Annotated in this window: 25 protein-coding genes, 4 tRNA genes and 1 pseudogene; 23 read left to right on the top strand and 7 right to left on the bottom strand. The window is 72.9% G+C overall.

The window, feature by feature from the left end; all coding sequences use genetic code 11:
- Window positions 1-9: 9 nt before the first annotated feature.
- Window positions 10-1,056: a glucose 1-dehydrogenase gene (locus GA0074704_RS28230; protein ID WP_172880828.1), complete on the bottom strand. Its 1,047-nt coding sequence runs from the start codon at window positions 1,054-1,056 to the stop codon at window positions 10-12.
- A 107-nt stretch (window positions 1,057-1,163) separates the two neighbouring features.
- On the opposite strand from GA0074704_RS28230, the pseudogene GA0074704_RS29580 reads away from it, so the two are divergent.
- Window positions 1,164-1,760, top strand: a pseudogene (locus tag GA0074704_RS29580) (NADH-quinone oxidoreductase subunit C); the annotation flags it as partial.
- 461 nt (window positions 1,761-2,221) lie between these two features.
- Window positions 2,222-3,184, top strand: a complete 963-nt coding sequence (locus GA0074704_RS28220; RefSeq protein WP_088973277.1) for a complex I subunit 1/NuoH family protein — start codon at window positions 2,222-2,224, stop codon at window positions 3,182-3,184.
- 80 nt (window positions 3,185-3,264) lie between these two features.
- Here GA0074704_RS28220 and GA0074704_RS28215 read toward each other — a convergent pair whose 3' ends face one another.
- Window positions 3,265-4,302, bottom strand: a complete 1,038-nt coding sequence (locus GA0074704_RS28215; RefSeq protein WP_088973276.1) for a glutathione S-transferase family protein — start codon at window positions 4,300-4,302, stop codon at window positions 3,265-3,267.
- Window positions 4,303-4,434: 132 nt separating this feature from the next.
- On the opposite strand from GA0074704_RS28215, the gene GA0074704_RS28210 reads away from it, so the two are divergent.
- The gene (locus tag GA0074704_RS28210; RefSeq protein ID WP_088973275.1) at window positions 4,435-4,857 is read left to right on the top strand and encodes an ester cyclase; all 423 of its coding nucleotides are present in this window, start codon (window positions 4,435-4,437) and stop codon (window positions 4,855-4,857) included.
- Here the strand turns inward: GA0074704_RS28210 and GA0074704_RS28205 are convergent.
- Window positions 4,838-5,413 carry a Uma2 family endonuclease gene (locus tag GA0074704_RS28205; RefSeq protein WP_088973274.1) on the bottom strand — a complete coding sequence of 192 codons (576 nt, stop codon included), beginning with the start codon at window positions 5,411-5,413 and terminating at the stop codon, window positions 4,838-4,840. The genes GA0074704_RS28210 and GA0074704_RS28205 overlap by 20 nt on opposite strands.
- A 184-nt stretch (window positions 5,414-5,597) precedes the next feature.
- Here GA0074704_RS28205 and GA0074704_RS28200 point away from each other — a divergent pair, with 184 nt between their 5' ends.
- From GA0074704_RS28200 to GA0074704_RS28165, 8 genes are all read left to right on the top strand, one after another.
- Window positions 5,598-6,185 carry a NuoI/complex I 23 kDa subunit family protein gene (locus GA0074704_RS28200; protein WP_088973273.1) on the top strand — a complete coding sequence of 196 codons (588 nt, stop codon included), beginning with the start codon at window positions 5,598-5,600 and terminating at the stop codon, window positions 6,183-6,185.
- Window positions 6,182-6,709: an NADH-quinone oxidoreductase subunit J family protein gene (locus GA0074704_RS28195; protein ID WP_088973272.1), complete on the top strand. Its 528-nt coding sequence runs from the start codon at window positions 6,182-6,184 to the stop codon at window positions 6,707-6,709. The genes GA0074704_RS28200 and GA0074704_RS28195 overlap by 4 nt, the downstream gene beginning before the upstream one ends.
- A complete protein-coding gene (gene nuoK, locus GA0074704_RS28190; protein ID WP_088973271.1) occupies window positions 6,706-7,065 on the top strand; it encodes an NADH-quinone oxidoreductase subunit NuoK in 360 nt (119 codons plus the stop codon). Before GA0074704_RS28195 ends, nuoK begins: the two co-directional genes overlap by 4 nt.
- Window positions 7,062-8,990 (top strand): NADH-quinone oxidoreductase subunit 5 family protein, encoded by a 1,929-nt coding sequence (locus GA0074704_RS28185; protein ID WP_088973270.1) that lies wholly within the window; start codon window positions 7,062-7,064, stop codon window positions 8,988-8,990. The genes nuoK and GA0074704_RS28185 overlap by 4 nt, the downstream gene beginning before the upstream one ends.
- Window positions 8,987-10,492, top strand: a complete 1,506-nt coding sequence (locus GA0074704_RS28180) for a complex I subunit 4 family protein (protein ID WP_088973269.1) — start codon at window positions 8,987-8,989, stop codon at window positions 10,490-10,492. The genes GA0074704_RS28185 and GA0074704_RS28180 overlap by 4 nt, the downstream gene beginning before the upstream one ends.
- 64 nt (window positions 10,493-10,556) lie before the next feature.
- On the top strand, window positions 10,557-12,029 hold the full coding sequence (locus tag GA0074704_RS28175; RefSeq protein WP_088973268.1) for an NADH-quinone oxidoreductase subunit N: 1,473 nt from the start codon (window positions 10,557-10,559) through the stop codon (window positions 12,027-12,029).
- Window positions 12,030-12,175: 146 nt separating this feature from the next.
- Window positions 12,176-13,054, top strand: a complete 879-nt coding sequence (htpX, locus tag GA0074704_RS28170) for a zinc metalloprotease HtpX (protein WP_088973267.1) — start codon at window positions 12,176-12,178, stop codon at window positions 13,052-13,054.
- 171 nt (window positions 13,055-13,225) lie between these two features.
- A complete protein-coding gene (locus GA0074704_RS28165) occupies window positions 13,226-14,482 on the top strand; it encodes an MFS transporter (protein WP_088973266.1) in 1,257 nt (418 codons plus the stop codon).
- A 92-nt stretch (window positions 14,483-14,574) separates the two neighbouring features.
- Here the strand turns inward: GA0074704_RS28165 and GA0074704_RS28160 are convergent, their stop codons facing one another.
- The 3 genes from GA0074704_RS28160 to GA0074704_RS28150 all read right to left on the bottom strand — a co-directional run bounded on the left by GA0074704_RS28160 (window position 14,575) and on the right by GA0074704_RS28150 (window position 16,348).
- Entirely contained in the window at window positions 14,575-15,132 is a 558-nt protein-coding gene (locus tag GA0074704_RS28160) for a cell division protein FtsX (protein WP_088973265.1), read from the bottom strand.
- On the bottom strand, window positions 15,113-15,622 hold the full coding sequence (locus GA0074704_RS28155) for an RNA polymerase sigma factor (protein ID WP_088973264.1): 510 nt from the start codon (window positions 15,620-15,622) through the stop codon (window positions 15,113-15,115). Before GA0074704_RS28155 ends, GA0074704_RS28160 begins: the two co-directional genes overlap by 20 nt.
- 231 nt (window positions 15,623-15,853) lie before the next feature.
- Window positions 15,854-16,348, bottom strand: coding sequence for a YajQ family cyclic di-GMP-binding protein (locus GA0074704_RS28150; RefSeq protein ID WP_157743808.1), 495 nt, complete (start codon window positions 16,346-16,348; stop codon window positions 15,854-15,856).
- 148 nt (window positions 16,349-16,496) lie between these two features.
- Here GA0074704_RS28150 and GA0074704_RS28145 point away from each other — a divergent pair.
- A tRNA-Tyr gene (locus GA0074704_RS28145) sits at window positions 16,497-16,580 on the top strand.
- A gap of 64 nt (window positions 16,581-16,644) precedes the next feature.
- Here GA0074704_RS28145 and GA0074704_RS28140 read toward each other — a convergent pair.
- Entirely contained in the window at window positions 16,645-17,352 is a 708-nt protein-coding gene (locus tag GA0074704_RS28140; RefSeq protein WP_088973262.1) for a putative quinol monooxygenase, read from the bottom strand.
- 79 nt (window positions 17,353-17,431) lie between these two features.
- Here GA0074704_RS28140 and GA0074704_RS28135 point away from each other — a divergent pair, with 79 nt between their 5' ends.
- From GA0074704_RS28135 to nusG, 11 genes are all read left to right on the top strand, one after another.
- Entirely contained in the window at window positions 17,432-17,908 is a 477-nt protein-coding gene (locus tag GA0074704_RS28135; protein ID WP_088973261.1) for an Rrf2 family transcriptional regulator, read from the top strand.
- Window positions 17,909-18,186: 278 nt separating this feature from the next.
- A complete protein-coding gene (locus tag GA0074704_RS28960; RefSeq protein ID WP_157743807.1) occupies window positions 18,187-18,363 on the top strand; it encodes a hypothetical protein in 177 nt (58 codons plus the stop codon).
- Window positions 18,364-18,394: 31 nt separating this feature from the next.
- The gene (locus GA0074704_RS28130; protein ID WP_088973260.1) at window positions 18,395-20,923 is read left to right on the top strand and encodes a putative bifunctional diguanylate cyclase/phosphodiesterase; all 2,529 of its coding nucleotides are present in this window, start codon (window positions 18,395-18,397) and stop codon (window positions 20,921-20,923) included.
- A 96-nt stretch (window positions 20,924-21,019) separates the two neighbouring features.
- Window positions 21,020-21,092 (top strand) — tRNA-Thr (locus tag GA0074704_RS28125).
- Window positions 21,093-21,117: 25 nt separating this feature from the next.
- Window positions 21,118-21,190, top strand: a tRNA-Met gene (locus GA0074704_RS28120).
- Between the two features lie 129 nt (window positions 21,191-21,319).
- Window positions 21,320-21,487 (top strand): 50S ribosomal protein L33, encoded by a 168-nt coding sequence (gene rpmG / locus GA0074704_RS28115; protein ID WP_013288652.1) that lies wholly within the window; start codon window positions 21,320-21,322, stop codon window positions 21,485-21,487.
- 126 nt (window positions 21,488-21,613) lie between these two features.
- Window positions 21,614-22,060 (top strand): MaoC family dehydratase N-terminal domain-containing protein, encoded by a 447-nt coding sequence (locus GA0074704_RS28110; protein ID WP_088973259.1) that lies wholly within the window; start codon window positions 21,614-21,616, stop codon window positions 22,058-22,060.
- 1 nt (window position 22,061) lies between these two features.
- Window positions 22,062-22,454, top strand: coding sequence for a MaoC family dehydratase (locus tag GA0074704_RS28105; RefSeq protein WP_088973258.1), 393 nt, complete (start codon window positions 22,062-22,064; stop codon window positions 22,452-22,454).
- Between the two features lie 128 nt (window positions 22,455-22,582).
- A tRNA-Trp gene (locus tag GA0074704_RS28100) sits at window positions 22,583-22,655 on the top strand.
- A 215-nt stretch (window positions 22,656-22,870) separates the two neighbouring features.
- Window positions 22,871-23,266 carry a preprotein translocase subunit SecE gene (secE, locus tag GA0074704_RS28095; protein ID WP_088973257.1) on the top strand — a complete coding sequence of 132 codons (396 nt, stop codon included), beginning with the start codon at window positions 22,871-22,873 and terminating at the stop codon, window positions 23,264-23,266.
- A gap of 38 nt (window positions 23,267-23,304) precedes the next feature.
- A complete protein-coding gene (nusG, locus tag GA0074704_RS28090) occupies window positions 23,305-24,024 on the top strand; it encodes a transcription termination/antitermination protein NusG (protein ID WP_088973256.1) in 720 nt (239 codons plus the stop codon).
- Window positions 24,025-24,209: the final 185 nt, after the last annotated feature.

The following is a 24,209-nucleotide window of genomic DNA, read 5'->3' as shown; positions in this document are numbered from 1 at the left end:
CGGTCCCGCTCAGAGCTGGAAGTCCAGCACCACCTTGATGTCGTCCGGCCCGGCGGCGTACGCGTCGGCGTACGCCTCCACCGGCAACCGCCGGGTGATCAGCGAGTTGAGCCAGTCCTGGTCGGCCCGGGCCAGCGCCTCCGCGGCCAGGTCCCAGTGCCGGCGGTTGGCGTTCACCGAGCCGAAGACGACATTGTTCTCCAGCACCAGCTCGCGGTTGAGCGCCCCGGCGTCGAAGTCGATGGTCCGGCCGCCGCTGGACACCCCGGTCAGGCAGACGATGCCGGCCGGGCCGGCCTTGCACATGGCGTCGAGCACCACCGACGGCGCGCCGGTGCACTCGACCACCACGTCCGGTTCGAAGTCCAGCTGCCCCACCGGGGACGAGTGGTAGGTGGCGCCCAGCGCGGCGACCAGCTCCGGTTTCGGTCCGCTGGTGGCCAGGTCGAGCACGTGCACGGAGAGGCCGCGCTGCGCGGCGAGGAGGGCGGCCAGTAGGCCGATCGGGCCGGCGCCGGTGACCAGGACGGTCTGCGGCTGCCACTCGGCCCGGCTGCCGATCCGCTCGATGTGGTCCCACGCCTTCGCCACCACGCTGGCCGGTTCCAGCAGCATGCCGACCGGGGCGAGGACCGGGTCCAGGCCGATGGCGAACCTGGGCTGCACCCGCCAGCGGTCCCGGGCGAAACCGGGCAGCGCCTTGATCCCGTGCTCGGTGTACCGCCCGTTGCGGCACATGTCCCACTCCCCGACGGCGCAGTTCGGGCAGGGCACCGGGTCGGGGTGCCGGACGATGCCGGCGACCAGGTCGCCCTTCTGGAGGGTGCCGGTCGGGTCCTCCAGCACCCGCCCCAGCGCCTCGTGCCCGAGCACCAGCTCCCGGGTGCCGGGCGGGGCCTCGCCGTAGTCGCCGGCGATGATCTCGTGGTCGGTGCCGCAGATGCCCACCGCGAGCGCCTCGACCAGGATCGCCCCCTCGTCGGTGGGGGGCTCCGGATGGTCGTGCGCGAGGCGCAGCGAGTTGGGGACACCGGGGGTCACAGTCACAGCGCGCACGGCCCTCATCTTTCCCCGCCACCGCGCCGTCCGCTCGGCAAAGCTGAAAGCAGGGGCGCGGCCGGCACGCGGGTGGGGCGTCGGGGTGTGGCCATAGGATCAGCGGCATGACTCCGGAAGAGGTCGGCCGGCGGCTGGCGACGCTGCTCGCGCCCGTCGAGGTCACCGCGTCGCTCTCCGGCGGCCAGGCGTACGCCCGGGCAACCGTCGACGTGCCGGCCGCCGCCTGGGCCGACGCGCTCCGCGCGGCCCGGGACGACGCGGAGCTGGCCTGCGACTTCTTCGACTGGCTCTCCGCGGTGGACGAGCTGGCCGACGGCTTCGACGTGGTGGCCCACCTCTGGTCCACCACCCACCGGCACGGCGTCCTGGTCCGCACCCGGATCCCCCGCGCGACGCCGGCCGTCGCCTCGGTGGTGGCGGTCTACCCCGGGGCGGCCTGGCACGAGCGCGAGACGCACGAGATGTTCGGCATCGACTTCGCCGGGCACGGTGAGCTGCGTCCGCTGCTGCTGCCGCCGGAGTTCGAGGGAAATCCGCTGCGCAAGGAGTTCGTGCTCGCCTCCCGGGTGGCCAAGCCGTGGCCGGGCGCCAAGGAACCGGGCGAGTCGGAGGCCGGTGGCGGTCGGCGGCCGGTCCGCCCGCCGGGGGTGCCCGCGCCGGGGGAGTGGGGCACCACGCCCACCCCGGCCGGTGCCGGCGGCGTCGGGGAGGGGCCGCGCGGCGGTGTCCCCGCCCGTCCGGCCCGGGAGCGGCCCGCCCGGCCCGCACCGGGCGCCCGTCCGGGACGTACGCCCGGGCGCGCCGGCGGGGCCGACGGCCCGGCGCCGGTCGATCCGGCCGCGCCCCCGGCGAACGGTCCGGCTGACGGGTCGGCGTCCCCGACGAGCGGTCCGGCGGCCAGCCCGGCCGGCGGTCCGGCTGACGCGGCGGTGACCCCGACGAGCGGTCCGGCGGCCAGCCCGGCCGGCGGCCCGGGTGATGCGGTGGGCGGCCCGGCTGCGGACGCGGCCGAAACGGCAGGCGGGCCGTTGCCGGGCGCCACCGGCGGTCCCGGCGACGGTCCGGCGCGCTCCGGCCCGCCGGCCGACCGACCGGCCGCGGCGGGACCGGCGGCCACCGAGCGGGCCGACCGGGACCGCGACCGCGACGGAGGGACGGACTGATGCCGCTCTGGTTGGAGCTGGTGCTCCGGGTCGGAGGGGTGCTGGTCGCCTTCCTCACCCTGCCGCTGATCGTCGGCCAGGCCGAGCACAAGGTGATGGCGCACATGCAGGGCCGGCTCGGCCCGATGTACGCGGGCGGCTTCCACGGCTGGGCGCAGCTCGTCGCCGACGGGGTGAAGTTCGTGCAGAAGGAGGACGTCACCCCGCGCGAGGCGGACCGGGCGGTGTTCCGGTTGGCCCCGGTGGTGGCGCTGGTGCCCTACCTGCTCGCCCTGCTGGTGATCCCGCTCGGTCCGGGTGACCTGGTCGGCCAGCCGCTCGACATCGGCCTGTTCTTCGTGCTCGCCGTGGTCGGCGTGGGTGTGGTGGCGGTGCTGATGTCGGCCTGGGCGTCGGCGAACAAATACAGCCTGCTCGGCGGGCTGCGTGGGGCGGCCCAGCTGCTCGGCTACGAGTTGCCGCTGGTGCTCGCCGCCGCCTCGGTGGCGATGGCGGCGGGGACGCTGAGCCTGTCCGGGATCGTCGAGGCGTGGCGGCCCTGGTGGCTGCTCTGGCAGGCGCCCGCGATGATCGTCTTCTTCCTGGCCGGGCTGGCCGAGATCCGCCGCCCGCCGTTCGACATGCCGGTCGCCGACTCGGAGCTGGTCTTCGGGTACATGACCGAGTACACCGGTCTGCGCTTCGCGTTCTTCCTACTCGCCGAGTACGTCGGCATCGTGGTGATCGCGGCGCTGACCACCGTGCTCTTCCTCGGCGGCTGGCAGGGCCCGTTCGCCGACGCGCAGCTCGGCTGGCTCTGGACCCTGGTCAAGGTCTTCGCCGTGTCGTTCGTGATCATCTGGCTGCGGGTGAGTTACCCGCGCCTGCGCGAGGACCAGCTCCAACGCCTCTGCTGGCTGATCCTCGTCCCCGTCTCCCTAGGGCAGCTCGTCCTCACGGCCGCCGTCCGCGTAGCCCTCTGACAGCGAAAACTTCGGGGAAGATGTCCCCTCCCGCACACCGGAGGCAGCATCTCCCCCGAAGTAACGCCCTCCCGTCGGGCTCAGGCCAGGGGGGTGTGGGCGGGGTCCACCCGCTCCGTGGGGGGTGGGGGCGGCGGGGGAGTGCCGTTGCCGAAGGGGCGGCCGCCCAGTGCCTCCCGGTCGTGCGGGGTCAGCCAGTTCGACAGGTCGGGGCCGAGCGGCACCACCCCGGTCGGGTTGATGTCCCGGTGCACCTCGTAGTAGTGCCGCTTGATGTGGTCGAAGTCGATGGTGTCCCCGAAGCCGGGCGTGGTGAACAGGTCCCGCGCGTACGCCCACAGCACCGGCATCTCGGACAGCTTCTGCCGGTTGCACTTGAAGTGGCCGTGGTAGACCGGGTCGAAGCGGACCAGCGTGGTGAAGAGCCGCACGTCCGCCTCGGTGATCGTGTCGCCGACCAGGTACCGCTGCCCGGACAGCCGCTCGGTCAGCCAGTCCAGCCGGTCGAAGAGCCGGTGGTACGCCTTGTCGTACGCCTCCTGGCTGCCGGCGAACCCGCACCGGTAGACGCCGTTGTTCACGTCGGCGAAGACCACCGCGTTGAGCTCGTCGATCTCGTCGCGCAGTGGCTCCGGGTAGAGGTCCGGCGCCCCCTCGCGGTGGTACGCCGTCCACTCCGTCGACAGGTCCAGGCTCATCCGCGCGTAGTCGTTGGTGACCACCTGGCCGGTCGGCACGTCCACCAGCGCCGGCACGGTGATGCCGCGCTCGTAGCCGGGGAAGCGCCTGAAGTACGCCTCCTGGAGCCGCTCGATGCCGAGCACCGGGTCCCGCCCGTCCGGGTCCAGGTCGAAGGTCCAGCTCCGGGCGTCGTGGGTGGGCCCGGCGACCGCCATCGAGATGGCGTCCTCCAGTCCGAGCAGGCGCCGGACGATGATCAGGCGGTTTGCCCAGGGGCAGGCCCGGCTGACCGCGAGCCGGTAGCGGCCCGGTTCGACCGGCCAGCCGTCCCGGGCGTCGGCGGTGATCCGGGTGGCGATGTAGCGCTGGTCGCGGGTGAACTCGCCGCCCGGCTCGACGTACTTGCCGCCGGTGGTCGTGCCTGCCTTCTCGTCCACGTCCGCCCCTCCCACGTCGCGCCCCGCCGTCTCGACCCATCTTGGCCGATCCGACGCCGGTCGGCCCGCCGAGTGGCGCTTCCCGCCGGCCGCGTTCCCCGGGACCGCCGGGTCCGTGGCTAGGCTGCGCGGATGACCGATCTCGAGGTGGCGGCCCGGCGGTTCGTCGCCGACGTGTGGAACGGCGGGCGCGAGGAATCGGCGTACGAGCTGATCGCCGAGGGCTGCCCGGGGCTGGGCGGCACCGGACCGGCGGCGACGCTGGCCTGGCACCGGGACCGGCGGGCGGCCTTCCCGGACCTGCGCTACAAGATCGTGGACCTGGTGGCCTCGGCGGACCGGGTGGCGGTGCGCTGGCGGGCCGCCGGCACCCAGGCCGGGCAGTTCGGGCCGGTGCCGCCGACCGGTCAGGTGGCGAGCTGGTCGGGGGCGACGTTCCTGCGGTTCGACGCCGACGGGCTGATCGCCGACGTGTGGAGCGTCAACGAACTGTTCCAGCTCCTTCAGCAGCTGGGCGTGGAGATGCTGCCGCCGCTCACACCCGGCGGGGCGTGATCCGGCTGATCGGCAGGTTCACCGGGAAGGGCTCGCCGGTGTCGACGAACTTGGTCCATCGCCCGGTCTCCGCGTAGATCTCGTGCACCGGATCGATCTTGTAGGTGTGGACGACGATGCCCTCGTCCTCGATCTCGATCCGCCAGTAGAACGGGATCCCGGCCTGAGCGTAGAGCGCCGGCTTGAGGACGCGGTCGATGGACCGGGTGCTGGGCGAGACGATCTCCACGGCGAGCACCACCTCGTGCGGCTCGTACCGGGACGGCTCGCGGGCGGCGGCGGTCGAGGTGGTGACCAGCACGTCCGGGACGAAGTAGCGGGTGCGGTTGATCCTTACCCCGACGGCCTGGGTCACGTCGTACCCGTCGGGGCACTCCTCATCGAGCGCGGCGCCGAGCAGCATGGCGATGCTCTGGTGCATCCGGGTGGGGGAGGGGGACATGAGCAGCACTCCATCGAGCAGTTCACGGCGGCGACCGTCCTCCGGCAGCGCGTCCAGATCGTCGGTCGTCCACTCGCGCTCCGGCGGGTGGTCGCTCTCCAACGCGGCGGTCATCGGTAGGCCCTTCCCGGTGCGTCGTTCTCCCCGCGCCCACGATACCGGTCCAATCCGCAGGGTGGTGGTCGCGCGCGCCGGGGCCACAGGGCAGGATGAGCGGCATGAGCGAGCGCAGCGAGCGAATCAGCCGGCTCTGCGCGGTGGAGCCTCACGGCGTCGGTGAGCGAAGCGAGGCGACGGCGTGAGCGAGCGCAGCGGCATTCCCGGCGAGGGGCTGGTGAAGGGGCTGGCGGTCACGCTGAAGACGATGACCCGCCGCTCGACCACCCAGCAGTACCCGGACGTGGCTCCCGAGCTGCCGCCCCGGTCCCGGGGCGTGATCGCGCTGTTGGAGGAGAACTGCACGGTCTGCATGCTCTGCGCCCGGGAGTGTCCGGACTGGTGCATCTACATCGACTCGCACAAGGAGGAGGTGGCGGTGCCCGGCGCCGCCCGCCCCCGGCAGCGCAACGTGCTCGACCGCTTCGACATCGACTTCTCGCTCTGCATGTACTGCGGCATCTGCATCGAGGTCTGCCCGTTCGACGCGCTCTACTGGTCCCCGGAGTTCGAGTACGCCGAGTACGACATCAAGGACCTGCTGCACGACAAGGACCACCTCGGCGAGTGGATGGCCACCGTCCCGCCGCCGCCCGCGCACGACCCGAACGGCGAGCCGGCAAAGGAGGAGTCCGTGGCGGCGCGCAAGGCCGCGGCCCCGGCGGCCCGTCCGGCCGTACGCCCGTCACCCGCCGCTCCGGCCGACGGCGGCGAGGGTACGCCCCGATGACCGGTGCGGACGTGCTGCTGCTCGCCCTGGGCGCGGTGGCGGTCGGTGCGGGGCTGCTGGTGGTCACCACCCGGCACCTGGTCCGGGCCGGCCTGCACCTGGTGGTCTGCCTCGGCGCGGTGGCCGGCATGTACCTCGTCCTCACCGCCGAGCTGGTGGCCTGGGTGCAGGTGCTGATCTACGTGGGCGCGGTGGTGGTCCTGCTGCTCTTCGCGGTGATGCTGACCCGGGCCCCGATCGGCGCCTCCGACGACCTGGACCGGCCCGGGTGGCCCGCCGCGCTGGTCGGCGGCGGTGCCGGTCTCGGGCTGGCCGCGCTGCTGGTCGACGCGTTCCGCTGGACCCGGGTGGAACTGCCGGCGGCGGGCACCGCGGAGCGCCTCGGCGAGCAGGTCTTCCGCTCCTGGGTGCTGCCGTTCGAGGTGCTCTCGGTGCTGTTGCTGGCCGCCCTGGTCGGGGCGGTGGTGCTGGCCCGGCCGGAGATCGGCCGCCGCGCCGGCACGGAGCGGGAGGGCCGCCGGTGAGGCCGGTCATCCCGTACGTCACCGCCGCGTTCCTCTTCGGCCTCGGCGCGTACGGCGTGCTGCGTCGCCGCAACGCCGTGCTGGTGCTGATGGCCGTCGAGCTGATGCTCAACGCGGTGACCCTCATCCTGGTCACCGCCGACACCACGGTCCGGGCCCAGCTGCCGCACGCCGGCCAGGTCTTCGCGCTCTTCGTGATCGTGCTGGCCGCCGCCGAGGTGGGCGTGGGCCTGGCGATCGTCCTCCAGCTCTACCGGCTGCGGGCCGACGTGGCCGTGGACGAGGTCCCGCTGACCGAGGCCGCGCCGCTGACCGAGGCGGAGCCGCTGACCGAGGCCGCGAAGGGGATCGGGTGAGCACGACGACGCTGCTCGGGGCGGCCCTGCCCGTCGTACCGCTGACCGCCGGGCTGGTCGGTCTGCTGCTGCCCCCGGACGGCGGCACCGGCCGGGAGCCGGCCCGACGGGTGGCGGCCGGCCTGGGCGTGGCCGGGGCGGCCGTCGCGCTGCTGGTCGCGGTCGCCCTGCTGGTGACCCTGGACGGGCCGGTCGAGGCGTCCACCACCTGGGTGGACCTGGGCGGACTGGCGGTCACCCTGGGGGTGCGGCTGGACGGCGCCGCCGCGCTGGTCGCCGTGGCGGTGACCGCGGTGGCCCTCGCCGTGCAGGTCTACTCGATCGGCTACCTGCGGCGCGGCCCGCACGACGACGTGGACGTCGACCACCGCTACCCGCCGTACGCGGCGCAGATCAGCCTCTTCACCGCGGCCATGCTGCTGGTGGTGGTCAGCGGCGACCTGATCCTGCTGCTGGTCGGCTGGGAGGTGATGGGCCTCTGTTCCTATCTGCTCATCGCCCACGACCGACGGTTGCCCGGGGCGCCGGCCGCGGCGATGAAGGCGTTCCTGGTCACCCGGGTGGGTGACGTCGGCTTCCTGCTCGGCATCGCCCTGCTCGGCGTCTCGGCCGGCAGCTTCCGGATCGCCGACGTGCTGGCCCACGACCACTCGGCCGGCGTGCTCACCGCGGCCTGCCTGCTGCTGCTGGCGGGGGTGGCCGGCAAGAGCGCCCAGTTCCCGTTGCACACCTGGCTGCCGGACGCGATGGCCGGTCCCACCCCGATCTCCGCGCTGATCCACGCCGCGACCATGGTCGCCGCCGGCGTCTACGCGGTGACCCGGCTCTACCCGCTCTTCGTGCAGGCGCCGGTGGCCCTGGCGGTGCTCGGCGTGATGGCCGCGACCACCCTGCTGCTCGGCGCGTTCGCCGCCACCGCCCAGGACGACATCAAGCGGGTGCTGGCCTGGTCGACGGTCTCCCAGATCGGCTACATGACCGGTGCGCTCGCCGTCGGCTCGCCGAGCGCCGCCCTGTTCCACCTGCTCACCCACGCCGCGTTCAAGGCGTTGCTCTTCCTCGCCGCCGGCGCGGTCATCCACGGGGTGGGCACCACGCTGATGTCCCGGATGGGCGGCCTGCGCACCACCATGCCGGTCACCTTCTGGTGCACGGCGGTCGGCCTGGGCGCGCTGGCCGGGGTGCCGCCGCTCTCCGGCTTCTGGAGCAAGGAGGGCGTGCTCGCCGCCGCCGAGTCCGCCGCGCTGGACGGCACCGGCCCCGCTGCGGCCTGGGTGGGCTGGCTGGTCTGGCTGGCCGGGCTGCTCGGCGTCGCGGTGACCGCCTGGTACGCCACCCGCCTGCTGCTGCGTACCTTCTTCGGCTCGACCCGCATCCCGCTCGCGCATCCGCACGACCCGCCGGCGGTGATGCGCTGGCCGGTGCTGCTGCTGGCGGTGCCGGCCGCGCTGCTCGGGCTGGCCGGCTTCGACCACGGGTTCGCCCACCGGCTGCTCTTCCCCACCGTGCCGGTGCTGCCGCCGGGTGAGGCGCTGCTCGTGCACCTCGCGCCGATGATGCTGGTGCCGGTTGTCCTGCTGCTGCTCGGCGCCGGCCTGGCCTGGGCGGGCTGGCGCCGGGACCCGGCCGCCGACCCGGCCCGGGCGCTGGGCCCGCTGCGGCCGGTGTTCGCTCGCGCGTTCCGGCTCGACGACGTCCAGCACGCCCTTGTCGTACGACCGGTGACGGCGCTCGCCTCGGTCACCCGCACGGGTGACGAGGTGGTGGTCGACGGGGTGGTCGAGGGCAGTGGGCGGGGCGCGTACCGGCTCGGTGGCGGGCTGGCCGCCCTGCACCGGGCGGCGCTGCCCCGGGCGGCGGTCGCCGTGCTCGCCGGTGCGCTGCTGATCGGCCTGGCCGCCGTGCTGATCGGAGTCGGGGCATGACGTACGGGCAGTTCCTGCTGGTGGCGGTGCTGGCGGTGCCGGCGCTGGGCGCGCTGGCGGTGGCCGCGGTCCCCCGGGACCGGGCGGCCCGGCTGGTCGGCACCGTCGCCGCCGGGCTGGCCCTGGTGCCGGCGGTGCTGCTGGGGGTCGGCGACCACAGCTGGTTCGGCTACGGGCCGCCGCCGGGGGTGCGGCCCTGGCACCAGCTCGACCTGTCCTGGGTCCCCGGGCTGGAGCTCCGCTTCCACCTGGGCGTGGACGGGATCTCCTGGCCGCTGGTGGTGCTGACCGCGCTGCTCACGCTGCTCTGCTGCGGTTACACGCTGTGGCGGGTGCCTGCCGGTGGCGGCAGCGGCCGGGCGCTGGTGGCGCTGCTGCTGGTGGTCGAGGTGGGCATCCTGGGCACCTTCCTCGCCCTCGACATGGTGCTGTTCTTCCTCTTCTTCGAGGTCGTCCTCCTCCCGATGTACGCGATCATCGCCGGCTGGGGTGGCGCGGACCGGCGTCGGGCGGCCCGCAAGTTCGCCCTCTACACGCTCTTCGGCTCGGTGCTCCTGCTGGTCGGCGTCTACACCGTGGTCGCCGCCGCGGGCACCGCCGACATCGTCGCGCTGACCGGTGGCGCCGGGCTGTCCCGCAACACCCAGCTCGCCGCGTTCACCCTGCTGGCGGTCGCCTTCGCGGTGAAGAGCCCGCTCTGGCCGCTGCACTCCTGGCTGCCGGCCGCGCACACCCAGGCGCCGACGGTGGGCAGCGTGATCCTCGCCGGGGTGCTGCTCAAGATGGGCACCTACGGCCTGATCCGGGTGGCCGTCGGGGTGGCGCCGGAGGGGGCGCGCTGGGCGGCGCCGGTGCTCGGTGTGCTCGCGGTCGCCGCGATCATCGTCGGTTCCCTGGTCTGCCTGGCGCAGGACGAGCTGAAGCGGCTGATCGCGTACTCCAGCGTCGGGCACATGGGTTTCGTGCTGCTCGGGGTGGCCACGCTCACCGCCACCGGCCTCCAGGCCGCGCTGATCGGCAACGTCGCCCACGGGATCATCACCGGGCTGCTCTTCTTTCTGGCCGGGGCGATCAAGGACCGCGCCCACACCGGTGCGCTCGACGAGCTGTCCGGGCTGCGGGAGACCGCACCCCGGCTGGCCGGGCTGCTCGGCTTCGCCGCGGTGGCCTCGCTGGGGCTGCCCGGGCTGGCCGGCTTCTGGGGCGAGGCGTTCGCCGTGGTCGCCGCCGTGCGGCGGGGCGGGCCGCTCTGGACCACGCTGGCCGTGCTGGCCGCCGTCGGCGGGGCGCTGACCGCCGCGTACTTCCTGCGGCTGCTGCGTCGGGTCACCCACGGCCGGCCCGGCCCGGCCGTGGACCGGGTGGGTCCGGGCCTGGCCGCCGCCGAGCTGACCGCGTGGGCGCCGCTGGTGCTGTTGGCGCTGGCGGTGGGCCTGGTGCCGACCCTGGTGCTCGGCTACGCCACCGGCCCGGTCGAGGCCCTGCTGGAGGTGGTCCGGTGAGCGTGCAGGCAACGGGGGGCAGCCGGGGCGCGAGGAGTGCGGCGCGGCGGAGCGAGGTGGCGGCGTGAGCCTGGTGCAGAGCGTGGACAACGTGGCGCTGTTGCCGGCGTACCTCGCCGCCGGCACCGCCGTGCTCGTCCTCCTGGTGGATCTGCTGCTGGCCCGCGCCGGTGCGACGGTGGCGGTGGCCGCCGCGGGGGCGGTCGCCACGGCGGCCGGCTCGGCGCTGGCCGGCGCGGGGGAGACCCGCCGGACGTTCTGCGTGGGCGCCGACTGCTCCTGGGTGGCCGACGACCGGGCGGCCCTGGTCGCGGTGGTCTTCGCGCTGCTCACCCTGGGGGTGTTGGCGATCTCCTGGCCGCTGCTGCGGTCCGGGCCGACGCCGGTCGGGGAGTACTGCTTCCTCCTCGCCTGCTCGATGACCGGTGGCGTGGTGCTGGGCGCCGCCGGTGACCTGATCACCCTGATCGTGGCGTTGGAGACGCTGACCCTCCCGCTGTACGTGCTGGTCGGGCTCCGCCGGGGCAGCGTGGCCAGCGCCGAGGCGGCGGTCACCTTCTTCGTGGTGAGCGTGGTGGCGACCACGCTCACCCTGCTCGGCGCCGCCCTGCTGTACGCGGTCACCGGCGGGGTGCACCTGGGCCGGCTCGGCGCGCTGTTCGGCGAGCGTCCGGAGCTGCTGGACCTGCCGCTGACCACGGCGGCGGTCGCGCTGGTGGTGCTCGGGTTGGCCTTCAAGGTGGCCGCGGTGCCGTTCCACGCCTGGGCGCCGGCCACCTACGACGGCGCCCCGCTGCCGGTGGCCGCGTACCTCTCCACCGCGTCGAAGCTGGGTGGGGTGGTCGCCCTGCTGGCGGTGGTGCAGCGGGCGTTGCCGGCGACCGTCACCGGCCCGGTGCTCGCCCTGCTCGCCGTGCTGACCATGACCGTCGGCAACCTGGTGGCGTTGCGTCAGCGCCGGACGGTCCGGCTGTTGGCCTGGTCCTCGGTCGCCCAGGCCGGTTACATCCTCGCCCCGCTGGGCGCGTTGGCGCTGGCCGCCGGCCGCACCGGCGAGGCCCGCGCCGCGGCGTACGCCGCCGCCGTCGCGTACGCGGTCTTCTTCGTGCTGCTGGAGCTGGCGGCCTTCGCCGCGGTGGTGGCGTTGCGGCCGGCCGGCGCCGACGGCGGCACCCTCGACGACCTGCGTGGCGCGGCCCGGCGTCACCCGTGGGTGGGGGCCGCGTTCGCGCTGGCCCTGGTCGGGCTGGCCGGCCTGCCGCCCGGCCTGGCCGGGCTCTTCGCCAAGGTGACGGTGGTCCGGTCGCTGCTCGACGGCGGCGCCGGCTGGCTGGCCCTGGTGGTGGCGGTCAACGCGGTGATCGGCCTGGCCTACTACCTGCGGCTGGCGGCGACCCTGTGGGCGGCGCCGGCCGACGGCGCGGCGGCACCGGCCCGGCCGGCCGGGGCCGTGGCCGCGGCGCTGGCCGTCGCGACCGCCCTGGCGGTGCTGGTCGGCTTCGCCCCGCAGCTCGTGCTGGATCTCGCGGCGCGCTGACCGGAGTCGACCCGGATGTCCGGTCTCTCCAGCGGGCTCACAGCGACATCCAGTCAACTCCCAGCCATGAGCAGGATGGTTGACGGGTACCGGTGTGTTGAACCGGTCAGCGGGTCCCGCGCGACCCGCGCACCGAAGGAGTCATCGTGCATCACAACCGTCTGAAGACCGCAGCGCTGCTCGGCCTCTTGACCTCGCTGATCCTCGCGGTCGGCTACTGGTTCGGCGGCAGTGGCGGTCTCGTCATCGCCGTCGTCCTCTCGTTGCTGATGAACGGCGTCACCTACTTCTGGTCCGACAAGCTCGCGCTGCGCTCGATGCGGGCGCAACCGGTCAGCGAGGCACAGTTCCCCGAGCTGTACCGGATGGTGCGGGAGCTGGCCACCGAGGCGGGGCAGCCGATGCCCCGGCTCTACGTCAGCCCGACCTCCCAGCCGAACGCCTTCGCCACCGGTCGTAACCCGGCCAACGCGGCGGTCTGCGTGACACAGGGGATCACCGAGATCCTCGACTACCGCGAGCTGCGCGGGGTGATCGGCCACGAGCTGTCGCACGTCTACAACCGGGACATCCTGATCTCCAGTGTGGCGGCCGGCCTGGCCGGCATCATCACCATGCTGGCGAACCTGGCCTGGTTCATCCCGCTGGGCGGGGGCGACGACGAGGACGCCCCGAACCCGGCGGTGCTGCTGCTCACCCTGATTCTCGGCCCGATCGCCGCCACGGTGATCCAGCTGGCGATCAGCCGCAGCCGGGAGTTCCAGGCCGACCAGTCCGGCGCCCAGCTCACCCGGGACCCGCTGGCCCTCGCCAGTGCCCTGCGGAAGATCCACGTGGGCACCCAGACGCGTCCGCTGCCCGCCCAGGGCCAGCTGACCAGCACCGCCCACCTGATGATCGACAACCCGTTCAAGCGGGGCGGCGGCATCGCGGCGATGTTCTCCACCCACCCGCCGATGGAGCAGCGGGTGGCCCGGCTGGAGCAGCTGGCCGCGAACAGCGGCCCGGTGCAGTTCCAGCGCTGACCTTCGCACAACGGACAGCCCCGGTCTTCACGACCGGGGCTGTCCGTTGTGCCGGGCTGGTCGGCAGAACTCCCGGATGTGATCGGTGTGAGGAAGCCGACCGTCGTCGCCGCTCCGCCCCGGCGTTAGGGTCGAAAGGTCTTTGACCCGTTACCCCCAGGAGGTCCACCGGTGGCCGCACTGCGCCAGTACGCGGCCGTCTGGCGGATCCCCGGCGCGCCGATGCTGCTGGTCCTCGGCATCGTCGGCCGGCTCGGGATCGGCATGACGCCGCTGGCGCTGCTGTTGGTCGTCGCGCAGGTCACCGGCCGGTACTCGCTGGCCGCCGTGGCCGGTGGCCTCTACGCCCTGGCGGGAGCGGCGCTGAGCCCGGTCGCCGGGCGGATCGCCGACCGGATCGGTCCCTCGCCGGTGCTGCTGGCCACCGCCGTCGCCCACCCGCTGGCGCTGGCCGGGCTGCTCTGGGCGAGCCGCTCCGCGGGCAGCCTGCCCATGATCTATCTGACGGCCGCCGTCGCCGGCGCCACCTATCCGCCGATGTCCGCCGCCATCCGGGGCGCCTGGAACGACCTGACCGGCCCCGCCACCGGTCGGCGGCACCTGCGCAACACGGCGCTGGCCGCCGAGACGTCCCTGTTCGAGATCGTCTTCGTGCTCGGCCCACTGCTGGTGGCCGGTTTCGTGCTGGTCGCCGACGCCACCGCCGCGCTGGTCGGTGCGGCCGTGGTCACCCTGGTCGGCACCGCCGGGGTGGCCCTCGGGCGGGTCATGCGGGGCTGGCGACCGCACCCCCGGGAGCACCACACCCGAGGGCTCGGGCCGCTCGCCCTGGCCGGCTTCCCGGCGCTGCTGGTCTGCGTCGCCGGGCTGGGCGTCGCCTTCGGCGCGGCCGGGGTGATCGTGCCCGCCTTCGCCGCCGGCCAGCCGACCGGCGACCCGGAGAGCCTGGCCGGCGTGCTGCTCGCCGTCTGGGGCGTGGGCAGCGCGATCGGCGGCCTCTGGTTCGGCGTACGCCGGCCGGCGCCGAACATGACCCGACAGTTCGCCTGGCTGCTCGCGGCGGTCGCCACCAGCCTCGCCGTCTTCGCGCTGATCCCCGACCCGCTGCTGCTGGGCGTCGCGCTGACCGTCGGCGGAGCGACCATCGCGCCCGCGCTCACCCTGGAGAACACCCTGGTCGGGCGGATCACCCCGGGCAGCATGCTGAACGAGGCGTACACCTGGGTGGTCACCACGTCGGTCGGGGCGAGCGCGGCCGGCGGCGCGATCGCCGGCCTGATCGTCGACCAGACCGGCGGGGTGCCGTGGGCGTTCGTCTTCTCCGGCGCCGCGGTCGCCGTCGGTGCGGTGGTCGCGGCGCTGCCCGCCGGGCCGATCGCCCGTGCCGAGGCCGGGGCGGTCCGCGCGGAGCGGCCGGTTGCGGCCTGACCACCGACACGAGGCCGTGCCGTCGCCCGCCGGCTTGAACGTCGGGCGGCGCTGAGTGGTCGAGTGTCTGCTTGAGCGGGCGGGCGGCGGTCTCAGCGGGCGGGCGGCGGTACCTCGTCGACCCCGGGGAGGCTCCGCACCGCCTCCCGGATCCGCTCGAGGACGGCCGGGTCGTCGCGGCGCAGGTGCACCTCGACGGACTCGGGGAACTGGTCCGGGCCGATCCGGGCCAGCTCCGGCGAGCCGCAGTAGGTGGCGACGAAGCGTTCCCACCGGTCGACCGGGCTCACGGTCACCGTCCGGTCGATCTGGTGGAACTCCTTGAGCCGCACGAGAACCGCGCGCCGTTGCTCGTCGGTGACCTCCTCCTTGAAGAAGACCATCAGGACCCCCGGCCGCGGCGGCTGCTCCGGCGCACAGGTAGCGGAGGGGCGGGGGTCGCCGACGCTGAAGGTCGGCGGATCCGCCGGCGCCCGCCACACCGGCAGCGCCGCCGCACCGAGCACCACGGCGGTGGCCCCGGCCAGCGCCCCGACCCGCCGCCGGGTCCGCGCCCGGCCCCGGGCCCGCACCGCCGACGGCGGCGCCAGCCGCAGCCCGGACACGTCCCCCTCCAACTCCACCAGCGCCTCACGGATGCGTGACGACATCGGCGTCCTCCCTCTCGTCGTCGCCCAACAGGGTGGCGAGCGCGGTCCGCGCCCGGGAGAGGTAGACCTTCACGGTCCCGGCCGGCATGCCGGTGCGCCGGGCGATCTCCGCCACCGGCAGGTCTTCGAGGTGGTGCAGGACGACGACCCGGCGCTGCGCCTCGGGCAGCCGGCGCAGCGCGTCCAGCAGGGCCACCCGGTCCGGGTTCGGCCCGGGCACGTCGGTGACCCGGCCGAGCCGGGCCCGCGCCGCGAACCACCGCAGCAGGCCACGCCGACGGTTCGCCGACAACCGCCAGGCGACCGTACGCACCCAGCCCTCCGGGTCCTCGTAGCCACCGACGGTCGACCACCGCTGCCACGCCCGGGCGTACGCCTCCTGGGCCACGTCCTGCGCCTCGGCCAGGTTCCCGCAGTACGCGTACACGTGGTGCACGACCCGCCGGGCCGTCGCCGTGTAGAAGGCGTCGAAGTCGTCCGCCGGGTCCATGCCACCTCGCTCCTGCCGCCGCTCTCTCCACCACCTGACACCCCGCAGCCGCCCGGCGGGTTACACCGGCGGCGGGGACGGGTGGGTCTGAGGACGCTTCAGCGGGGTAGGACGGCTGCCATGTTCCTCTTCTTCTCCAACCGCATAGGGTGCCTCGGCTCCCTCCTGGTCAGCGCGATCATCACGGTGGTGCTTTTGTTGATCTTCTCGCGCTGACCGGGAGGGCGGGACTCAGCGGTAGTTGGTGAACTGCAGGGCGACCCCGAAGTCCTCGCCCTTGAGCAGCGCGATGACCGCCTGGAGGTCGTCCTTCTTCTTGCCGGTCACCCGCAGCTGGTCACCCTGGATCTGCGCCTGTACGCCCTTCGGGCCCTCGTCGCGGATCTTCTTGCTGATCGCCTTGGCCTTGTCCGAGTCGATGCCCTGGATCACCTTGCAGTCGATCTTGAAGATCTTGCCGGAGGAGCGCGGGTCACCGGCGTCCAGCGACTTCAGCGAGATGTTCCGCTTGACCAGCTTCTCCTTGAAGACGTCCAGCGCCGCGCTGACCCGCTCCTCGGTCTCCGCCTGGAGGCTGATCGCCTCCTCGCCCGACCAGGAGATCTCGGCGCCCGTGCCGCGGAAGTCGAACCGCTGCGCGAGCTCCTTCTCCGCCTGGCGGAGGGCGTTGTCGACCTCCTGCCGGTCGACCTTGCTCACGATGTCGAACGACGGGTTCGCTGCCATGATCATGCTCCTGCTGTCCGGCGGTCTGTCATCTTCTGTCCTCCGCTGACCAGCGGTGCGACCCCCTGACGGTACCCGGTTGCGCCGGGCCCGGGGGCGACCGCTATCCTTGCTTCCGCTGCCGCGTTCAACGTGGTGGTGATGCCCTGGCGGGTTGCCCGAGCGGCCAATGGGAGCGGACTGTAAATCCGTCGCGAAAGCTTCAGAGGTTCGAATCCTCTACCCGCCACCAGGCGTGAGAACGGCCCTCGACCAGCAGAGATGCTGATCGGGGGCCGTTTTCGTGTCCTCCTTCGTCAGGCGTCGCTCACCGGCATCGGGTGGTTCGAAGTGGCGGTGGGCTGGAGGTGGCTCACCTCGCTCGTCACCCCGGCAGCGGAGAGCCGATCGGTGATCCGACGCCACTCCGGGTCGTTCTCGAGCCGGTCTGCGGCGAGGCCCCACCGCTCTCCGTTCTCGAACACCGCCAGCGACACCAAGAAGCGACCGTCGCGTACCGGCAGGCGCGGGAAGGTGTTCTCCGCCGGCTCGCTCCGCCACATGGCCACCGGTACGCCGAGCGACCGCTGAAGAACCGCCTGGCCGGAGGTGGTCAGCCACGCCTCCAGGTCTACGTCGTCCGGCAGCGAGCACACGTGGGCGACAACCCAGGTGGGGGAGTCGGTCGCTCCGGGCTGTCCGGGCGTCACCGGTGGACCGGCGCGGTGCGCCGGCTCGGTCGGGCGGAGCAGGAGCACGTCGCGGTGCGCCTGCCACACCGGCCCGTAGTAGAAGGACTCCAGTGCCTCGCGGCGCTGCTCCATGCCGGCGAAGCCGCGGAACCACACGAAGCGGTCTGGGTCGTCCCGGTCCCGGAACTGTCCGCCGTGCCGCATCCCGGCCTGCTCCTGACTCGCGACGAGCCACGGCTGGAAGACCCGTTGCAGGTCGTCGAAGTGTCCGGGGCGCAGCGCGTACCGCCGCATCTCGACGACCGGACAGCTGGCGAAGTCGGAAGGCTGCACATCAACCCTGTCTGTAACAAATATTGTTACGGATTATCCTGACGGTGATCGAAAGCGCAACCGCCCGGACGGAGAAGCCATGGCCGGCAACAGTCGCCTCACCGTGGCCGTTCACGCCCTGTGCTGGCTCGCTCTGGCGCAACGGCACGGCCACACCGGGCTGACCAGCGACCAGATCGCCGCCAGCCTGGACAGCAATCCGGCCGCGGTCCGTCGGGCCCTCGGCCCGCTGCGCGACGCTGGCCTGGTCGGCGCCGGCGTCGGTCCTGGCGGCGGGTGGTCGCTACGGGCGCCGGCCGCCGGCATCACCCTCGCCGACGTGTACGCCGCCGTCGAGCCGGGCCCCGTGTTCGCGCTGCACCCGCACCCGCCGCGACAGGACTGTCCGGTGGGGTACGGGATCGCTCCGGTCCTGGACGGCGTATACGACCGCGTGGCCCGAGTCGTCTCCGACGAGCTGTCCCGGCAGACGATCAGTGACGTGCTCGACACGGTGCTCCAACGACACTCGTTGCCCATGCCGTGGGCCGGTGTGCCGGCACCTCGCGACGCCTGACCGCCCGCAGCCGGTAGCGTCCACAGGGGACAGGGCTACTTCGCGGTAGTTGGGTGGTATCTGGCCGTTAGTTCGTTAGGTCTGAGTGATCATCAGCTGAACCACCTGTGATCGACGTGTCAAAGCGGGTATCAGCCCGCCAGTCAAGCGGTCCTGCCGATCGGTCGGACTTGCTGGCGCCGAGGTGGAGCCGGGCTGCCGAGGGCTTTGTTGGCCTCGCGCGTTGTGGCACCATCGTGGAACATCCGCCCCCGCATTTTTTCTGACAGGAGCACACCATGTCTGGTCGGACGCTTGCCCGGCTCGGCGTCGCCGTGCTGATCGCTCTCGCCGCGTTCGCCGGGGGTCTTGAGAACACCGCCGACGCCAGCTTGATGGACTTCGAGTGGGGCGCCCCCGCCAGCAACGCCGTCGTCGACCTGCTCGCCCCGGAAAGCGCCCTGACGGTCCGCTAGGTCCGCCCCCATCCGATCACGAGGGAGCGGGATGGCCACCAGTAGACCGTCTCCGCGCAGGTCTCCGGATCAGGCCTGGCTCATTACCGCACCGCTCGCCCTGCTGGCGACGCTCTCCGCGATCACGCTCGCCGTACTGCGGCCGCCGCCACCCGGAAATCTCCTGGTGGCGGCGGCCGTACTGGTCGCGACTGTGGTGACCGGGACCCAGGTCCTGCACATCGTGATCCGCCGGCAGAGCGTCGTGCTGATCCTCACCGAGATCCCGCTGGTCCTCGCCTTCCACTACCTGACGCCGTTCACGGTGGTGGTCATCGCCACGGTGGCCGCGATGGTGGGCCAGTTGCGCCGGCGCCTCAGCGCGCCCAAGGCGTGGTTCAACGTCGTCAAGGCGGCCGCGGCGGCGGCGCTCGCCGGGCTGGTGCTCCTGGCGTTGCCGGATCCGGAGGGCGTCGGACCGGCCACCTGGCTGGTGCTGGCCGCCGCGGTGGGCACGAACACGCTGGTGGCGCTGGCCGCGGTCTGTGGCGTCATCGGGCTGATCCAGGGCTGGCAGGCCGCCCTGGAGGTCATCCGCACCGCCCCGGCACCGCTGCTGGCCTCCCTGGTGAACGTGGTGGTCGGGCTGGTGATCCTGATCGCCGTCGAGTCCACCCTGTGGTCGGCACTGCTCATCGCCGTCCTGGCGGCCGCAGTGGCGATGATCTACCGCTCGTACTCCCAGTTCCTCCGCCAGCACCGCACCCTCGGGGACATGTACGACCTGACGCGGGTGATGACCGAACGGGGCGAGGAGGGGCTGGTGGCCGACAGCCTGCTCGGCCGGGTCCGCGCCCTGATGCAGGCGGAGTACGCGACGCTCTGGCTGCCCGCCCAGGGCCGGCACCCGGAGGTCCTGCTCACCGCCCGACTCGACGACAAGGGGCTGCTCGACGTCGCGGTCACCCCGGCCGGGTTGCGCGAGCAGGTCCGCAAGCGGGGCCGGTGGCTCGCGGTGGGCCGTGCCTTCGGTGACGCGCCGGAGCTCCGCCAGGACCTGGACCGGGGGCACGTCAAGGATCTGATCATCGTGCCGCTGCGCTCCGGGCCGGTGGTGATTGGCACGCTGGAGGTGGTCAACCGGCTCAGCGACGTCGGTCACTTCACCCCGGCCGACCTTCCCGTCTTCGAGACGGTCGCCGCGCACGCCGCCGTCGCCCTGGAGAATTCCCGGCTGGTCGACCGGCTGCGCCACGACGCGTACCACGACACGCTCACCAAGCTGCCCAACCGGCGCCGGATCACCGGCGCGCTGGAGGAGGCGGTGAAGATCCGGGCGCCCGGCGAGGTGGTCGCCCTGCTGCTCTTCGACGTCGACGGGCTGCGGCAGGTCAACGAGTCCCTCGGCCACGCCGCCGGGGACCGGGTCCTCGCCGAGGTGGCCGAGCGGCTGCGCACCTGTGCGCCCTCGTCGGCCCTGGTCGGGCGGGCCGGCGGGGACGAGTTCCTGGTGACGTTGCGGTGCGAGAGCGCGGACGCGGCCCTGGAGCTCGCCGGCCAGCTGCGCGAGCGGATCCGTGGCGAGATGGCCTTCGACGCGCTCACCCTCGACGTGGACACCGCCGTCGGGGTGGCCGTACACCCGGAGCACGGCAGCGACGCGGCGACCCTGCTGCAACGGGTCGACCTGGCCGCCACCGCGGCGAAGTCGGTGCCGGGCAGCGTCCAGCTGTTCAACCCGGCGCTGGAGTCGCGGTCGCTGCGCCGCCTCGGCCTCGCCGGCGACCTGCGCCGGGCGCTGGAGGACGGCGAGCTGGAGGTCTACTTCCAGCCCAAGGTGACGCTCCGGGAGCGCCGGCTGGTCGGCGTCGAGTGCCTGGCCCGCTGGGAGCACCCGACGCACGGCACGGTGGCCCCGGAGGACTTCGTCGCGGTGGCCGAGCACACCGGGCAGCTGGGCCGGCTCACCGAGCTGGTCCTCCGCGAGGGCCTGCGGCGCAGCCGGGACTGGTCACACGCCGCCCAGCCGCTCGCCGTCGCGGTCAACCTCTCCGCGCGTACGCTCACCGACCGCGACTTCCCCGACCGGGTCCGGGACCTGCTGGCCGAGTACGGCGTGCCGGCGCAGCGGCTCACCTTCGAGATCCGCGAGACCGGGCTCCTGGACGGCACCGACCGGCCGATCCCGACCCTGCGCCGGCTGCGGGACCTCGGCGTGCGGCTGTCGGTGGACGACTTCGGCACCGGCTCCTCGTCGCTGGCCTACCTGCGCCGGCTGCCGGTGCACGAGGTGAAGGTCGACCGTTCCTTCGTCCAGGGGATGGCGACCGACCCGGGCGACCTGGCGATCGTCAACGCCGTGGTGACCCTGTCCCAGCAGTTCGGCCTGGCGGTGGTGGCCGAGGGGGTGGAGAGCGAGCTGACCCTGGAGCTGCTCCAGGACATCGGCTGCGAGATCGGCCAGGGCTTCCTGTTCAGCCGCCCGCTGCCGTACGAGCGGTTGGAGGCGTGGTTCGGCGCCCAGGTCGACCCGGAGTCGATCACGGTGGGCGAGCTGCCACGCCTGCGTGTCGTGCCCTGAGCTGGGCGAAGGCCGTACCGGGGGATCCGATTTCACGGTCGCCATGAGGCCGTGTAATGTATCCCCTGCGCGACGCCCTCCGGGGTGATCGGGTAGGCCCCCTTAGCTCAGTCGGCAGAGCGTCTCCATGGTAAGGAGAAGGTCTACGGTTCGATTCCGTAAGGGGGCTCAAAGGGTCCGGCTGGACCCGCCACGGCGGTGTAGCTCAGATGGCAGAGCAAGCGGCTCATAATCGCTGTGTCGCCGGTTCAAGTCCGGCCACCGCTACTCTCGTCCTCCGGGCTCAATCCCGGTGGTCGGTGGGACGGGCGCCACAGGCGCCCGCTTTGCATGTCCACGCATCCTCCGCGTAGGCTGATGCGTCGTAGTTGTTCCTAGCGAGGAAGGCACTCCGCCGTGGCGAAGGCGACCGATGTCCGGCCGAAGATCACTTTGGCGTGTGTGGAGTGCAAGGAGCGCAACTACATCACGCGCAAGAACCGTCGTAACGACCCGGACCGCATCGAGCTGAAGAAGTTCTGCCCCCGGGACGGCAAGCACACGGTCCACCGCGAGACCCGCTGACCTGCGGCCGGCACCGCCGGCCCGGTCCCCGAAGCAGCATCCGATCGCCGATCCGCACGGCTGACGGCCCCGATGGGCCGGCCTCCGTCCGGATCGGCGATCGTTTTTGCGTGTAGGTTCGGCGGCATGTCCCTGGACCCGTCCTTCGTCGGCCGGAGCTATCCGCCGACCGCCCCCTACCAGGTGGGCCGAGAAAAGATCCGCGAGTTCGCCACCGCGATCGGCGCGGCCGACGCGGCGTACCACGACCCGGAGGCGGCCCGCGCGCTCGGGCATCCGGACGTGGTGGCCCCGCCCACCTTCCCCCAGGTGCTCACGATGGCCGCGAACGCCCAGATCGTCGAGGATCCCGCGCTGGGCGTGGACTACAGCCGCGTCGTGCACGGCGACCAGCGTTTCGCGTACACCCGTCCGGTGGTGGCCGGCGACGAGCTGGTCTGCGTGAGCAGCATCGACGAGATCACCACCCGCGGCGGGCACGGCTTCCTGACCACCCGCACGGAGGTCGCCACGGTGGCCGGCGAGCCGGTGGTCACCGTCTGGTCCAAGATCGTCGTACGCCGGGAGGCCTGACATGGAGCTGCCCACCCAGACCTTCCGGGTGACCCGCGCGGACCTGGTCCGCTACGCCGGCGCCTCCGGCGACTTCAACCCGATCCACTGGAGCGACCGGGTCGCCACCGGGGTCGGCCTGCCCGGCGTCATCGCCCATGGCATGTTCACCATGGCCCTGGTGGGTCGCGCGCTCACCGGCTGGGCCGGCGCGCCCGACGCGGTGGTCGACTACAACGTGCGGTTCGCCCGGCCGGTGGTCGTCCCGGACGACGACCAGGGCACCGAGATCGAGGTCTCCGCGGTGGTCCGTGAGGTCACCGAGGAGGGCCTGACCAGGCTCGACGTCACCGCGACCTGCCAGGGCGAGAAGGTCCTGTCGCAGGCGCGGGCGACCGTCCGCACCCCGGCCTGACGGGCGTTCCGACGCGCTGGGGGAGGACCGGTTGGGAAAGTCGCACGACTACCCGTACACTGGTCCGCCGTGGGGCAAGTGACCCCTGCGCGGTCGTTCGCGACCGGGTGGGGTGAGAGTTGCCGCACAGGGGTGTAGCTCAATTGGCAGAGCAGCGGTCTCCAAAACCGCAGGCTGCAGGTTCAAGTCCTGTCACCCCTGCGCCTCAGGCCTGACCGTTCCCGTGGGTCGCGCCGCCGCCCGGCGGCGTCCGGCCCGTGGTGGTGGCATCGGCGGGGTGGTTCCGAGGCGATCGGGTCCGCCCTGGTCGATCCGCCGGCCGCGGCCCGTCGCGGGACGGTTGGTCCGGCCGGCGTGACCACACGCCGCGCACGCCCCACCGGTGTGCGACCCGAGATCCCGCTACGGAGGGCGAAGTGGCCGAGAGCAAGCGGCGCGGCGAGGACGCCGGCGACGAGCTGCGCGACGAGCGCGACGAGGTCGTCGACGACGTGGCCGACGACGAGGCCACCGCCACCGACGAGCCGGTCTCCCGGGGTGGCACCGCCACCCGGGCCCGTGCCCGGGCCGAGTCGTCCGACGGCCGGAAGACCCGGAAGGACACCGAGCGGATCGGGCTCTTCGCCCGCATCGCGCGGTTCTTCCGCGAGGTCGTGGCCGAGCTGCGTAAGGTCATCTGGCCGACCCGCAAGGAGCTGCTGACCTACACCGCCGTGGTGGTCACCTTCGTCGCCGTGATGCTGACGATCGTCGGACTGCTCGACTTCGCGTTCGCGAAGGGCGTGCTGTGGGTCTTCGGCAACCCCAGCTGACCGGCCTGATGTGCCGATAGTGACGGAAGTGAGCGAGCGTGCCTGAGTACGACGAGACCGCCGAGACCACGGACGAGCAGTCCGCGGTGGCGACGGCGGCTGGTGACGAGTCGGTCGAGGCCGCCAGCGAGTCTGAGTTCCCGACCAGCGAGCCGGTGGAGGAGGAATTCGACCCGGTCGCCGAGCTGCGCCAGAAGCTGCGCTACGCCCCCGGTGACTGGTACGTGGTCCACTCGTACGCCGGTTACGAGAACAAGGTCAAGACCAACCTCGAGACCCGGATCACCTCCCTCGACATGGAGGACTTCATCTACCAGGTCGAGGTGCCGACCCGGGAAGAGGTCGAGGTCAAGAACGGCAAGCGTTCCCAGGTGCAGGCCAAGGTCTTCCCGGGCTACATCCTGGTCCGGATGGAGCTGACCGCGGAGTCCTACTCCTGTGTCCGGAACACCCCGGGCGTGACCGGCTTCGTCGGGGCGACCGACCGGGCCGACCGTCCGGCGCCGCTGAGCCTCGACGAGGTGCTGAAGTGGCTGGCCCCGGCGGTCGAGACCGAGCAGAAGAAGGCCAAGCCCGAGGTGAAGGTCCTCGACTTCGAGGTCGGCGACTCGGTCACCGTCACCGACGGCGCGTTCGCCTCGCTGCCGGCGACGATCAGCGAGATCAACGCCGACCAGCAGAAGCTCAAGGTGCTGGTGTCGATCTTCGGCCGGGAGACGCCGGTCGAGCTGAACTTCAACCAGGTCGCCAAGATCTGACGTTCCGGTTCGCCGGCGGTGGGCTGTCCAGCCTGCCGCCGGCGTACTCTTTCCGGGCCCGCCGGAGCTTCGACGGGCCTCGACGGACGGGGTGGCCGGACGCTGCGCTACCCTAGAACGTCGCCGCTGTCGCATCGCGCTGACCGTGCGCGCCCGCGGCCGGCACATATCCCAGTTCCAAGCCC

Source organism: Micromonospora siamensis (assembly GCF_900090305.1).
Classification (GTDB): Bacteria; Actinomycetota; Actinomycetes; order Mycobacteriales; family Micromonosporaceae; genus Micromonospora; species Micromonospora siamensis.
Note: the sequence above shows the minus strand (reverse complement) of the source record. Positions and strands in the feature narration are given on the sequence as shown.